The sequence below is a fragment of the Streptomyces sp. NPDC019224 genome, assembly GCF_040632605.1.
Classification (GTDB): Bacteria; Actinomycetota; Actinomycetes; order Streptomycetales; family Streptomycetaceae; genus Streptomyces.
Map to the genome: position 1 here is coordinate 47081 of NZ_JBEYCF010000018.1, position 13242 is coordinate 60322.

9 protein-coding genes are annotated in these 13242 nt (G+C 71.7%); 3 read left to right on the forward strand and 6 right to left on the reverse strand.

Going from position 1 to position 13242, the window contains the following annotated elements; translation table 11 throughout:
• Positions 1-11: 11 nt before the first annotated feature.
• Both ABZ564_RS14465 and ABZ564_RS14470 read right to left on the reverse strand, forming a co-directional pair.
• On the reverse strand, positions 12-686 hold the full coding sequence (locus ABZ564_RS14465) for a response regulator (protein ID WP_360855021.1): 675 nt from the start codon (positions 684-686) through the stop codon (positions 12-14).
• Entirely contained in the window at positions 683-2344 is a 1662-nt protein-coding gene (locus ABZ564_RS14470; RefSeq protein WP_360855025.1) for an ATP-binding protein, read from the reverse strand. Before ABZ564_RS14470 ends, ABZ564_RS14465 begins: the two co-directional genes overlap by 4 nt.
• A gap of 298 nt (positions 2345-2642) precedes the next feature.
• Between ABZ564_RS14470 and ABZ564_RS14475 the strand changes: the two genes are divergently transcribed.
• Genes ABZ564_RS14475 through trxA form a run of 3 tightly spaced genes read left to right on the forward strand, consistent with a single transcriptional unit; the run spans position 2643 to position 4804 of the window.
• On the forward strand, positions 2643-4019 hold the full coding sequence (locus tag ABZ564_RS14475) for a cation:dicarboxylase symporter family transporter (RefSeq protein WP_360855202.1): 1377 nt from the start codon (positions 2643-2645) through the stop codon (positions 4017-4019).
• A gap of 44 nt (positions 4020-4063) precedes the next feature.
• Positions 4064-4468: a MerR family transcriptional regulator gene (locus tag ABZ564_RS14480; protein WP_360855028.1), complete on the forward strand. Its 405-nt coding sequence runs from the start codon at positions 4064-4066 to the stop codon at positions 4466-4468.
• A 3-nt stretch (positions 4469-4471) separates the two neighbouring features.
• On the forward strand, positions 4472-4804 hold the full coding sequence (gene trxA / locus ABZ564_RS14485) for a thioredoxin (RefSeq protein WP_360855031.1): 333 nt from the start codon (positions 4472-4474) through the stop codon (positions 4802-4804).
• Positions 4805-4856: 52 nt separating this feature from the next.
• On the opposite strand, the gene glgB is transcribed toward trxA, so the two are convergent.
• The 4 genes from glgB to ABZ564_RS14505 form a co-directional block, all read right to left on the reverse strand.
• On the reverse strand, positions 4857-7325 hold the full coding sequence (gene glgB, locus ABZ564_RS14490) for a 1,4-alpha-glucan branching enzyme (protein ID WP_360855034.1): 2469 nt from the start codon (positions 7323-7325) through the stop codon (positions 4857-4859).
• A 68-nt stretch (positions 7326-7393) separates the two neighbouring features.
• Positions 7394-8794, reverse strand: coding sequence for a maltokinase (locus tag ABZ564_RS14495; protein WP_360855037.1), 1401 nt, complete (start codon positions 8792-8794; stop codon positions 7394-7396).
• Between the two features lie 227 nt (positions 8795-9021).
• Positions 9022-10728, reverse strand: coding sequence for a maltose alpha-D-glucosyltransferase (treS, locus tag ABZ564_RS14500; protein WP_360855040.1), 1707 nt, complete (start codon positions 10726-10728; stop codon positions 9022-9024).
• Positions 10725-12758: an alpha-1,4-glucan--maltose-1-phosphate maltosyltransferase gene (locus ABZ564_RS14505; protein ID WP_360855043.1), complete on the reverse strand. Its 2034-nt coding sequence runs from the start codon at positions 12756-12758 to the stop codon at positions 10725-10727. The genes treS and ABZ564_RS14505 overlap by 4 nt, the downstream gene beginning before the upstream one ends.
• Positions 12759-13242: the final 484 nt, after the last annotated feature.

Genomic DNA, 13242 nt, shown 5'->3' on the forward strand with positions numbered 1-13242 from the left:
ACGGGCGCGGCTCAGCGCCCCTCCGGCCGCCACCGGTAGTGCAGCTCCGGCCGGCCCACCTGCCCGTACTGCGGACTGCGCACCGCCCGCCCCACCGTCACCAGGTGCTCCAGATAGCGGCGCGCGGTGATGCGCGAGATCCCCAGCTCCAGGCCCGCCGCCGCGGCCGTCAACCCGTCCGGGGCCGCCCGCAGCGCCCCGGTCACCGCCTCCAGCGTCGGACCGCTCAGGCCCTTGGGCAGCCGGGCCGGCTCCGGGGCGCGCAGCGCGGCGAGCGCCCGGTCCACCTCGTCCTGACCGCTCGCCTCACCGGCCGCCGCCCGGAACTCCGCGTACCGCACGAGCCGGTCCCGCAGCGTGGCGAAGGTGAACGGCTTCAGCACGTACTGGACGACCCCCAGCGACACGCCCTCGCGGACCACGGCCAGGTCGCGGGCCGACGTCACCGCGATCACGTCCGCCGAGTGACCGGCCGCCCGCAGCGAGCGCAGCAGCGCCAGGCCGTGCCCGTCCGGCAGATAGAGGTCGAGGAGCAGCAGGTCGACCGGCGTGCGCTCCAGCGCCCGCACCGCCTCGGCGCGCGAGTGCGCCACGGCCGCCACGGCGAAGCCCGGCACCCTGCCCACGTACAGCTGATGGGCGTCGGCCGCCACGGGGTCGTCCTCGACGACCAGGACCCGGATCACGAGACGCTCTCCCTCGGCACCCGACAGCCCCCCGTCGCCACAGGCGCACCCCTGTCCCCGGCCAGCGGCAGCCGTACGGTGAACTCCGCGCCCCCGTCCGGCCCCTGCTCCAGCGCCACCGTCCCACCGCCCCGGTGTGCGGCCTGGCGGACCAGGGCCAGCCCGAGCCCGCGCCCCGCGCCGTGCGTCGACCAGCCGGCCCGGAACACCTCGGCCGCGTCCGCCGGGGCGACCCCGGCCCCGTTGTCCGCGACCCGCAGCAGCAGTTCGCCGCCGTCGGCGAGCGCGGTGACCGTGACCCGCCCGCGCCGGGCCGGCACGGCCGCCTCCTGCGCGCCCGTCACCGCGTCCACCGCGTTGTCGATCAGGTTGCCGAGAATGGTCACCACATCGCGGGCGGGCAGCGACGCGGGCAGGGCCCCGTCGTCGATGAGGCTGTCCTCGGCGAGCACCAGCTCCACGCCCCGCTCGTTCGCCTGGGCCGCCTTGCCCAGCAGCAGGGCCGCGAGCACCGGTTCGGCGACCGCGCCCACCACCCGGTCCGTGAGGGCCTGGGCCAGCTCCAGCTCGGCCGTGGCGAAGCCCACCGCCTCCTCCGCCCGGCCCAGCTCGATCAGCGAGACCACCGTGTGCAGCCGGTTCGCCGCCTCGTGCGCCTGAGCGCGCAGGGCCCGGGTGAAGCCGCGCTCCGAGTCCAGCTCCCCGGACAGCGCCTGGAGCTCGGTGTGGTCCCGCAGGGTCACCACGGTCCCGCGCCGCTCGCCGCCGACCACCGGACGGGTGTTGACGACGATGACCCGGTCCGCCGTCAGGTGCACCTCGTCCACCCGCTCCTCGGAGGCGAGCAGCGCCCCGGTCAGCGGGGCCGGCAGGTCCAGCTCGGCGACCCGGCGGCCGACGGTGCCCGGGGCCAGGCCGAGCAGATCCCGGCCCGCGTCGTTGATCAGGGCGATCCGGCGCTGCCCGTCCAGCATCAGCAGCCCCTCCCGCACCGCGTGCAGGGTCGCCTCGTGGTAGTCGTGCATCCGGCTCAGCTCCGCCGCGTTCATCCCGTGCGTGTGCCGCCGCAGCCTCGCGTTGATCACGTACGTGCCGAGCCCGCCGAGCACCAGCGCCGCGCCGGCCGCCAGCGCCAGCGCGCGCAGCTGCGCCCGCACCTGCGAGGAGACCCGGTCCACGGTGATCCCCGCGCTGACGAGCCCGGTGATCCGGCCGCCGTCACGGACCGGCGTGACGACCCGGATCGAGGGCCCGAGCGTCCCGGTGTACGTCTCCGAGAAGGTCTCGCCGCGCAGCGCCCGCGCGGTGTGCCCGAGGAAGGTCTCGCCGATGCGGCCGGCGTCCGGGTGCGTCCAGCGGACCCGGTCCGGGCTCATGATCGTGATGAACGCGATCCCGGTGTCCTTCCGCACCCGCTCCGCGTACGGCTGGAGCGCGGCGGACGGGTCGGCCGTGCGGATCGCCTCCCGGACGGACGGCGATCCGGCCACCGCGAGGGCCACCGCCCGCGCCTGCCGCGCCGCCGTCTCCTCGGCCTGCCCCCGCCCGGAGACGTACGCGAAGAAGGCGCACCCCGCGACCACCGCCGCCACCAGCACCACCTGCATCGCGAACAGCTGACCGGCGAGGCTGCGCGGACGGGTACGGGGAAAACGCATGCCGATCAGTGTGCCTGGCCGAAAACCTGGGTGGGGTCGGCCATCGGGGGGCGGCGTCGCGGGGCTGGGCACGCGCATCTGCGGCGTTGTCGTCAATCACCATGGCTCCGCCATGGCTCAATCCTCCGCCTTGCAGCTGCACGCACCCAGCCCCGCTCCTTCTTCCACCCCCCGATGGCCGACCCCACCTGTGAACGAAATGCACGTAAGGGTGACCGCCGTCACAGCGGGCGGGATAGTCGCCGGGGCCCCCGGGACGGGGGCGGGACGACGACGACCCGAGGAGACCCCCGTGGCAGTGACCGCCACCGAGCCGGAACGCACCAGGCCGGACCGTACGAAGTACCTGTATCTCGCCGTGATCGTGGCCGTGGCCCTCGGCATCCTCGTGGGGTTCGTCGCCCCGGACGCCGCCGTCGAGCTCAAGCCCATCGGCACCGGGTTCGTGAACCTGATCAAGATGATGATCTCGCCGATCATCTTCTGCACGATCGTCCTGGGCGTCGGCTCGGTCCGCAAGGCCGCCAAGGTCGGTGCCGTCGGCGGGCTCGCCCTCGGCTACTTCCTCGTCATGTCGACGGTCGCCCTGGCCATCGGCCTGGTCGTCGGCAACATCCTGGAGCCCGGCTCCGGCCTCCACCTCACCGACGCCGTCCGCGCCGCCGGGGAGAAGCAGGCCGAGGGGGCCGGCGAGTCCACCACGGACTTCCTGCTCGGCATCATCCCGACCACCCTCGTGTCGGCCTTCACCGAGGGCGAGGTCCTCCAGACCCTGCTCATCGCCCTGCTCGCGGGCTTCGCGCTGCAGGCCCTCGGCCCGGCCGGCGAGCCGGTGCTGCGCGGCATCGGGCACATCCAGCGCCTCGTCTTCCGCATCCTCGCCATGATCATGTGGGCGGCCCCGGTCGGCGCGTTCGGCGCGATGGCCGCGGTGGTCGGCGAGACCGGCGTGGACGCGCTGAAGTCCCTCGCGGTCATCATGATCGGCTTCTACGTCACCTGCGCGCTCTTCGTCTTCGTGGTGCTCGGCGCGATCCTGCGCCTGGTGGCGGGGCTGAACATCTTCGCGCTGCTGAAGTACCTGGGCCGCGAGTTCCTGCTGATCCTGTCCACCTCCTCCTCCGAGTCGGCGCTGCCCCGGCTGATCGCGAAGATGGAGCACATGGGCGTCAGCAAGCCCGTCGTCGGCATCACCGTGCCGACCGGTTACTCCTTCAACCTGGACGGCACCGCGATCTACCTCACGATGGCCTCGCTGTTCATCGCCAACGCCACGGGCGACCCGCTGAGCGTCGGTGAGCAGATCTCCCTGCTGGTCTTCATGGTCATCGCCTCCAAGGGCGCGGCCGGCGTCACCGGTGCCGGCCTGGCCACCCTCGCCGGCGGCCTCCAGTCGCACCGCCCCGAGCTGGTCGACGGCGTCGGCCTGATCGTCGGCATCGACCGCTTCATGAGCGAGGCCCGCGCCCTGACGAACTTCGCGGGCAACGCGGTCGCCACGGTCCTCGTCGGCACCTGGACCAAGGAGATCGACCGCGAACGGGTCGGCCGGGTGCTCTCCGGAGCCCTCCCCTTCGACGAGAAGATGCTCGACCCCGAGGGGCCCGCCGAGCCGCACGTCCCCGAGGCGCGGGACGGCGGCCACGAGGAGACGCCCGCACCCGCCAAGGTCTGACACGTCCTTGCCTTGACGTCGGCGTCAAGGATTACGGTCGCGGCATGCGAATCGGGGAGCTGGCCGAACGGGCCGGGACGACGACGCGGACGCTGCGCTACTACGAGTCGCGCGGGCTGCTGCCCGCGCGGCGCGCGGTGAACGGCTACCGCACCTACGACGAGAGCGACCTCAGGCTGATCCAGCAGATCCGGACGCTCCAGGACTTCGGGTTCGGCCTGGAGGAGACCCGGCCCTTCGTGGAGTGCCTGCGGGCGGGCCACCCCGCCGGGGACGCCTGCCCCGCTTCGCTCGCCGTCTACCGGCGCAAGCTCGGCGAGCTCGACACGCTCATCGAGCAGCTGCGCACCGTCCGCGCGGAGGTGGGCGCCCAGCTGGCCCGCGCCGAGCTGGAGGCGTCCGCCGAGCTGCCCGGCGGCCCCGAACCACGCTGCGAACTGGGAGGATGACAGATGATCCACGTAACGGGTGTCGACGAGCTCACCGACGAGACCTTCGACGCCGAGGTGCTGGAGGAGACCCGGCCCGTCCTGGTGGAGTTCACCGCCGACTGGTGCGGCCCCTGCCGCCAGCTCGCCCCGGTCCTGGGCGCCATCGCCGAGGAGGAGCGCGAACGGCTCCGCGTCGTCCGGATCGACGTCGACCGCAACCCCGGCGTCAGCGTCCGGTACGGCGTCCTGTCGATGCCCACCCTGATGGTGTTCCGCGCCGGTGAACCGGTGAAGTCCATGGTCGGCGCCCGCCCCAAGCGGCGGCTCCTCCAGGAACTGGACGACGTGCTCTGAACCGCCCGAGGGGGCGGGGCCACCGGCCCCGCCCCCTCCTCGCGTCACCCCGTCACGCCGGCTTGAACCACACCGTCGCCAGCGGCGGCAGCGTCAGCGACACGCTCGACGGCCTGCCGTGGGACGGCACGTCCTCCGACTTCAGCGGCTCCTCGTTGAGCACGTCGCTGCCGCCGTACCGGGCCGCGTCCGTGTTCAGGACCTCCGCCCACAGCCGGGGGCCCTCCGGCACCCCGAGCCGGTAGTCGTGCCGCACCACCGGCGAGAAGTTGCAGACGGCCAGCAGCGGGGCCCCCTTCGCGTCGTGGCGCAGGAACGCGAACACGTTGTCCTCCGCCGCGCCCCCGTCCACCCAGGCGAAGCCCTCCGGGCGGGTGTCGCGCTGCCAGAGCGCGGGCGTCGCCCCGTACACCGCGTTGAGGTCGCCCACCAGCGTCCGCACCCCGCGGTGGTCGTCCGCCGCCTCGTACGAGGGGTCCAGCAGCCACCAGTCCGGGCCGTGGCCCTCCGACCACTCCGCCCCCTGCGCGAACTCCTGCCCCATGAAGAGCAGTTGCTTGCCGGGGTGGGCCCACATGAAGCCCAGGTAGGCGCGGTGGTTGGCGCGCTGCTGCCACCAGTCGCCGGGCATCTTGCTGACCAGCGCCTGCTTGCCGTGCACCACCTCGTCGTGCGAGATCGGCAGCACGTAGTTCTCGCTGTACGCGTACACCATCGAGAACGTCATCTCGTTGTGGTGGTACTTGCGGTGCACCGGCTCCTTGGAGACGTAGACCAGCGAGTCGTGCATCCAGCCCATGTTCCACTTCAGGCCGAAGCCCAGACCGCCGTGGTCGGTGGGGCGGGTCACGCCGTCCCAGGCGGTGGACTCCTCGGCGATGGTGACCACGCCCGGATTGCGCCGGTAGACCGTGGCGTTCATCTCCTGGAGGAAGGCGACCGCGTCCAGGTTCTCCCGCCCGCCGAACTCGTTCGGCGACCACTGGCCGTCCTCGCGCGAGTAGTCCAGGTAGAGCATCGAGGCGACCGCGTCCACCCGCAGCCCGTCGATGTGGAACTCCTCGCACCAGTACGTGGCGTTGGCGACCAGGAAGTTGCGCACCTCGGTGCGTCCGTAGTCGAACTCCAGGGTGCCCCAGTCCGGGTGCGCGGCCCGCCTCGGGTCGGAGTGCTCGTACAGCGGCCGGCCGTCGAACTCGGCGAGCGCCCAGTCGTCGCGCGGGAAGTGCGCGGGCACCCAGTCCATGATGACGCCGATCCCGGCCCGGTGCAGGGCGTCGATCAGGAAGCGGAAGTCGTCCGGCGAACCCATCCGGGAGGTCGGCGCGTAGAAGCCGGTGACCTGGTACCCCCAGGAGCCGCCGAAGGGGTGCTCGGCCACGGGCATCAGCTCCACATGCGTGAAGCCCAGCTCATTGACGTACGCGGGCAGCTGCTCGGCGAGCTGACGGTAGGTCAGGCCCGGTCGCCAGGAACCCAGATGCACCTCGTACACCGAGAACGGCGCCTCGTGCACGGGCACGCTCCCGCGCTTCGCCATCCACTCCCGGTCCTGCCAGACGTGGTGCGAGGCGGTCACGACCGAGGCCGTGGCGGGCGGCACCTCGGTGTGCCGGGCCATCGGGTCGGAGCGCGTCGTGTGCGAACCGTCGGGGCGGCAGACGTCGAACTTGTACAGCGTGCCCTCCCCGGTCCCGGGCAGGAACAGCTCCCACACCCCGGACGAGCCGAGCGACCGCATCGGGAAGCCCGTGCCGTCCCAGTAGTTGAAGTCGCCGCAGACCCGGACACCCCGGGCGTTGGGCGCCCACACCGTGAACCTCGTCCCGGCGACGCCCTGGTGCTCCATCGGCCGGGCCCCGAGCGCGGTCCACAGCTCCTCGTGCCGGCCCTCGCCGATCAGGTGCAGATCCAGCTCCCCGAGGGCGGGCAGGAAGCGGTACGGGTCGTCGGTCTCGATCTCGTTGTCGTCGTACGCCACCAGCAGCCGGTACTCCGGGACCTCCGGCAGCGGCAGCAGCCCGGAGAACAGCCCGTCCCCGTCGCTGTGCAGCGGCGCCCGCAACCCCTTCGCGAGCACGGTGACGGCCCGGGCGAACGGGCGCAGCACCCGGATCTCCACCCCGCCGCTCACCTGGTGCGCCCCCAGCAGGTCGTGCGGGGCGTGGTGCTCGCCGGCCAGCAGCCGGCCCCGGTCACCGGCGTCCAGCGGGGCGGCCGGGCGCAGTTCCTGGCTGCCGGCGCTGCGGGGCCGGGGCGGCGCCGCGGCCTTCTTCGCGCGCTTGGCCGGGGCGGCGGCGCCCGCCGCGGCGGCCTTTCTCGGGGCCCGGGTCGTGCGCTTCCTGGCGGGCGGCGCGGCCGGCTCCGCCGCTGCCGCGGACCCGGCCGCCGCTCCGGCGACGGCCTCCGCGTGTTCGGCGGGGGCGGCCGGTGGCGCGGAGAGGGTGGCGGCGATCGGTTCCTCGGTGAGCGGGAGCTCGGGGGCGGGCGCGGACTTGCGGGACGGCTTGCGGGCGGTCACAGAGACTGCCTCCTCGGAGATGTTGGCGGGGTGGGACGGATCGGGCGGTACGGGGGAGCGGGGCGACCTCAGCCGGCGGAGGCGGAGGCGGAGGCCAGGCGGTGGATCGCGGCCATCGGGACCGGGAGCCAGTCGGGCCGGTGCCGCGCCTCGTACAGCACCTCGTACACCGCCTTGTCGGTCTCGTGGGCGCGCAGCAGCTCCGGCTCGGCGCGCGGGTCGGTGCCCGCCGCCTCGGCGTAGCCGTCGCAGTAGGCGTCCCGGCAGCGGGCGGCCCACTCGGGCTTCCAGGGCCGGTGCGAGCGGGCCGCGTAGTCGAAGGAGCGGAGCATGCCGGCGACATCGCGCACCGGGGGCTGCGGGCTGCGGCGCTCCGGGAGCGGCCGGGACGGCTCGCCCTCGAAGTCGATCAGTGACCAGAAACCGTCGGTGCCGCGCAGGGCCTGGCCGAGATGGAGGTCGCCGTGCACCCGCTGGGCGGCCCAGCTGCGCCCCCGGTGCCCGAGCGCGGCCACCGCGTCGAAAGCGGTGCGCAGCCCGGGGACGTACGGCACCAGCTCCGGTACCGCGTGGGCGGCGGCCTCCAGGCGCTCCACCATGGCGGCGGCCAGCTCGTCGGTCTGGGAGCGGCGGAGCACGGGGGTGGGCAGGGCGGCGGCGAGGGCGGTGTGCACCTCGGCCGTGGCGCGGCCCAGCGCCCTCGCCTCGGCCAGGAAGTCGTGCCCCGTGGTGAGGGCGCGCAGGGCGAGCTGCCAGCCGTCCTGGGCGCCGCGCAGGAACGGCTGGAGCACGCCGAGCGTCAACCGTTCCGGGGTCGCGGCCTCGAACCAGGCCACCGGTGCCGGGACCCGACCGCATCCCTCGCGGGAGAGCGCGAGGGGCAGTTCGAGGTCCGGATTGGTGCCCGGGAAGACCCGCCGGAAGATCTTGAGGATGTACGCATTGCCGTACACCAGCGAGGAGTTGGACTGCTCGGTGTCCAGCACCCGGGGCGGCAGGTCCTCCGGGATCGGCTGCGCTCCGCGGTCGAAGCGCACGTCCCCGAGCCGGCCGGGGGTGCGCAGCCTTTCCAGCAGCAGCGAGGCGAGGCGCGCGTCGTGCAGGCCGTCGTAGACCGCGAGCCCGGCCAGCGGCCCGTCCGGCACCCGGCCGATGGCGGCGGGCGCGAGGTGCTGGGGCAGGACGGAGCGCACCCCGAGGAGCAACTGGTAGCAGTCCACGGGCGGCTGGGCGGGCATCGTGGGCTGATGGACCCGGACCAGCAGGTGCAGGAGCCCGGGGGTGGAGTCGTCGCTGCCGTCCACCGGCAGTATCTCGGTGGCCGAGACGAGCGAGAAGGCGGTGATGGCCCGCCCCTTGCCCGCGAACCACCGCTGCCGGGGCAGCCATTCGTGGAGCAGCGGTCCGAGAGACGGAATCAGGGCTGTGCTGTTCGCCAGGGTGACCTGAGCGGATGCAGCCTCCGACATGGCATCGCGTCCTTTCCCCGGGCACACCACAGGATGCGAAGAGTGTCCCGGATTGCGGCATTGGCTGTCCGGCTGTGCGGGACGTGTCGGGTCAGGATGATCCGTACGGACTCGACATGAGGGGACCGAAACGCCAGGAGCATCCAGGAAGATTCCCTAAGCCCCCGGTATGGGAGGAGAGTGCCCCGTGCGGGGCGGTGGAAACCGCCCCGCCGGTGGCCTCCGGGTCAGCTCGGCGGCGCGTCCTTGCGCAGCCGGAACCAGTAGAAGCCGTGGCCCGCGAGAGTCAGCAGGTAGGGCCACTGACCGATGGCGGGGAAGCGCACCCCGCCGATCAGCTCCACCGGATGACGCCCGTTGAAGGACCTGAGGTCGAGTTCCGTCGGCTGTGCGAACCGCGAGAAGTTGTGGACGCACAGCACGAGGTCGTCCCCGTGCTCGCGGGTGAAGGCGAGCACGGCCGGGTTCGACGACGGCAGTTCGTTGTACGTGCCGAGGCCGAACGCCGGGTTCTGCTTGCGGATCTCGATCATCCGCCGCGTCCAGTGCAGCAGCGAGGACGGGGAGGCCATCGACGCCTCGACGTTGGTGACCTGGTAGCCGTAGACCGGGTCCATGATCGTGGGGAGGTAGAGCCTTCCCGGATCGCTGGAGGAGAAGCCGGCGTTGCGGTCGGGCGTCCACTGCATCGGGGTGCGTACGGCGTCCCGGTCGCCCAGCCAGATGTTGTCGCCCATCCCGATCTCGTCCCCGTAGTAGAGGATCGGGGAGCCGGGCAGCGACAGCAGCAGCGCGGTGAACAGCTCGATCTGGTTGCGGTCGTTGTCCAGCAGCGGGGCCAGCCGGCGGCGGATGCCGATGTTGGCCCGCATCCGCGGGTCCTTGGCGTACTCCGCGTACATGTAGTCGCGTTCTTCGTCCGTGACCATTTCGAGCGTCAGCTCGTCGTGGTTGCGCAGGAAGATGCCCCACTGGCAGTTGTTCGGGATCGCCGGGGTCTTCGACAGGATTTCCGAGACCGGGTAGCGGCTCTCGCGCCGTACCGCCATGAAGATGCGCGGCATCACGGGGAAGTGGAACGCCATGTGGCACTCGTCGCCGCCGCTCTGGTAGTCGCCGAAGTAGTCGACGACGTCCTCCGGCCACTGGTTGGCCTCGGCGAGCAGGACGGTGTCCGGGTAGTTGGCGTCGATCTCCTTGCGGACCCGCTTGAGGAAGTCGTGGGTCTCGGGGAGATTCTCGCAGTTGGTGCCCTCGCGCTGGTAGAGGTACGGCACGGCGTCCACCCGGAAGCCGTCGATGCCCAGGTCCAGCCAGAAGCGGAGCGCGGAGATGATCTCCTCCTGCACCGCCGGGTTCTCGTAGTTGAGGTCGGGCTGGTGCGAGAAGAACCGGTGCCAGTAGTACTGCTTGCGCACCGGGTCGAAGGTCCAGTTGGACGACTCGGTGTCGACGAAGATGATCCGCGCGTCCTGGAACTGCTTGTCGTCGTCGGCCCAGACGTAGTAGTCGCCGTACGGTCCGTCGGGGTCGGTCCGGGACTGCTGGAACCACTCGTGCTGGTCGCTCGTGTGGTTCATGACGAAGTCGATGATCACACGCATGCCGCGCTGGTGGGCGGCGTCGACGAACTCCACGAAGTCGGCGAGGTCGCCGAACTCCGGCAGCACGGCGGTGTAGTCGGAGACGTCGTAACCGCCGTCGCGCAGCGGTGACTTGAAGAAGGGCGGCAGCCAGAGGCAGTCGACTCCCAGCCACTGGAGGTAGTCCAGTTTGGCGGTGAGCCCCTTCAGGTCTCCGATGCCGTCGCCGTTGGAGTCCTGGAAGGACCGGACGAGCACCTCGTAGAAGACGGCACGCTTGAACCAGTCGGGATCGCGGTCCTTGGCCGGGGTGTCCTCGAACTTGTCGGGGACGGGCTCATTGACGATCATGGTGTGGGTGACCCTCCGGTCGGCGGGGACGGTCGCAGGACGGCGATGTGCGCGGGCGTCACGCCCGGCTCAAGGCGCACATAGAACGTCCTGCCCCAGTGATAGGAAGTGCCGGTGAGCTCGTCGCGCACCGGCACGCTCTCGTGCCGGTCGAGGCCGAGTCGCGGCATGTCCAACGAGACGGTCGCCTCCTGGGTGTGGTGCGGGTCGAGGTTGACGACCATCAGAAGGATGTTCGAACCGGAACGCTTGCTGTACGCGATCACCGCGTCGTTGTCCGACGAGTGGAAGTGAACGTCACGCAGCTGCTGCAGGGCCGGGTGGCGGCGCCTGATCCGGTTGAGCGAGGTGATGAGCGGGGCCAGCGAACGGCCCTCACGCTCGGCGGCTTCCCAGTCCCTGGGCCGGATCTCGTACTTCTCCGAGTCGAGGTACTCCTCACTGCCGTGGTGGATCGGGGTGTTCTCGCACAGCTCGAACCCCGCGTACACCCCCCAGGAGGGGGAGAGGGTCGCCGCGAGCACCGCCCTGGCCTCGAAGGCGGGCCTGCCGCCCTCCTGAAGGTATCCCGGAAGGATGTCGGGAGTGTTCACGAAGAAATTCGGCCTCATGAACGCGGCGGTCTCACGGGCCAGTTCGGTCACGTAATCCGTGAGTTCCTGACGGCTGTTGCGCCAGGTGAAATACGTGTAGGACTGCTGGAACCCGATGGCGGCCAGGGTGCGCATCATCGCCGGCCGCGTGAACGCCTCGGCCAGGAAGATCACATCGGGATCGGTCCGGTTGATCTCCGCGATCACCTTCTCCCAGAAGATCACCGGCTTGGTGTGCGGATTGTCGACCCGGAAGATCCGCACACCCCGGTCCATCCAGAACCGCAGGATGCGCACGCTCTCCGCGACGATGCCCGGAAGGTCCTTGTCGAAGGCCAGGGGGTAGATGTCCTGGTACTTCTTCGGCGGATTCTCCGCGTAGGCGATCGACCCGTCGGCCCGGTGCTGGAACCACTCGGGATGCTTCTGCACCCACGGATGGTCGGGCGAGCACTGGAGGGCGAAATCCAGGGCCACTTCCATCCGCAGATTGCGGGCCGTCTCCACGAAATGGACGAAGTCCTCCAGCGTGCCCAGATCCGGGTGGACCGCGTCGTGCCCGCCCTCCGCCGAACCGATCGCCCAGGGCACGCCCACGTCGTGCGGGGCGGGGGTCAGGGAGTTGTTCGGGCCCTTGCGGTGGGTCGTGCCGATGGGGTGGACGGGCGGCAGGTAGACCACGTCGAAGCCCATCGCGGCGACCGCCGGCAGCCGCTCGGCCGCCGTACGGAAGGTGCCGCTGACGATCCGGGGCGGCTGCGGCTCCGCGGACTTGGCGCCACGGCCCCTGGCCGGTTTCGCGGGCTCGATCCTGGCCCCCTCCGAGCGCGGGAACATCTCGTACCAGGAGCCGTACAGCGCGCGCCGGCGCTCGACGACCAGCGGGTGCGGGCGGGAGGCGGTGACCAGTTCGCGCAGGGGATGGCGGTCGAGCGCCCGGCGGGCCTCGGGGGCCAGGGCCGCGGCCAGCCGCGCCTCGGCCGGCCTGGACTCGTCGCGCAGCGCGTCCACCGCGGCCAGCACCGCCTCGCGGCCGTCGCGCTTGGGCACGCCCTCGGCGGCCCGCTCGTACAGTTCGGCGCCCTCGGCGAGCACCAGCGCGGTGTCGATGCCCGCCGGGATCTTGATCTGCGCCGCGTGGAGCCAGGTGGCGACCGGGTCGCTCCACGCCTCGACCGTGTACGTCCAGCGGCCCTCGGAGTCCGGGGTGACCTCGGCACCCCAGCGGTCGGTTCCCGGAGCCAGCTCGCGCATCGGGGTCCAGGGGCCCGGGCGCCCGCTCGGACTGCGCAGCACGACATTGGCCGCCACCGCGTCATGGCCCTCCCGGAAGACGGTCGCGGTGACCTGGAAGGTCTCACCGGCAACGGCCTTGGCGGGCCTTCTGCCGCAATCGACGAGCGGATGGACGTCGAGAACGGGAATGCGACCGATCATGGAATCACCTGGGGGCTGGAGCTCGGACTCGGCAGAGTGGGCAGCGGGCGCCGGAGACTGAACGCGCGCGCCGCGAGGGTGGGGTTGCGTCCTTTCTAGCCGCTCGGTGGATGACTGGTGGGGTGTGGGCATGGCCGCTCCTGTCCGCGTTCACTCGAATGGCAGCTCAAACAGGTCGTATACGAACCGGGGACCGATCACCGGCGGCCAGGGAATGAAGCGCGCGCGTGCCGGAGATGAACCGTCATCGGCCGTCATCCGAATGCATTCGTTCCGGGTACCGGAGAAGCCTTCCCCCGCATCATGGTGGGCCAATCCGGTGATATGTCATCTGCTCGGGCGTATGGGGGACGTACGGAATGCGCCGGGCCCCGCCGCGCGCACGCGGGATGGTGCGGAACCGGCGCACGCGGGTGGGAAAGGGCGCCACCCGGCAGCTTTCCTTGTGGCGAGAAGGCCCACAAGGCCGCGCGAGGGGAAGGAA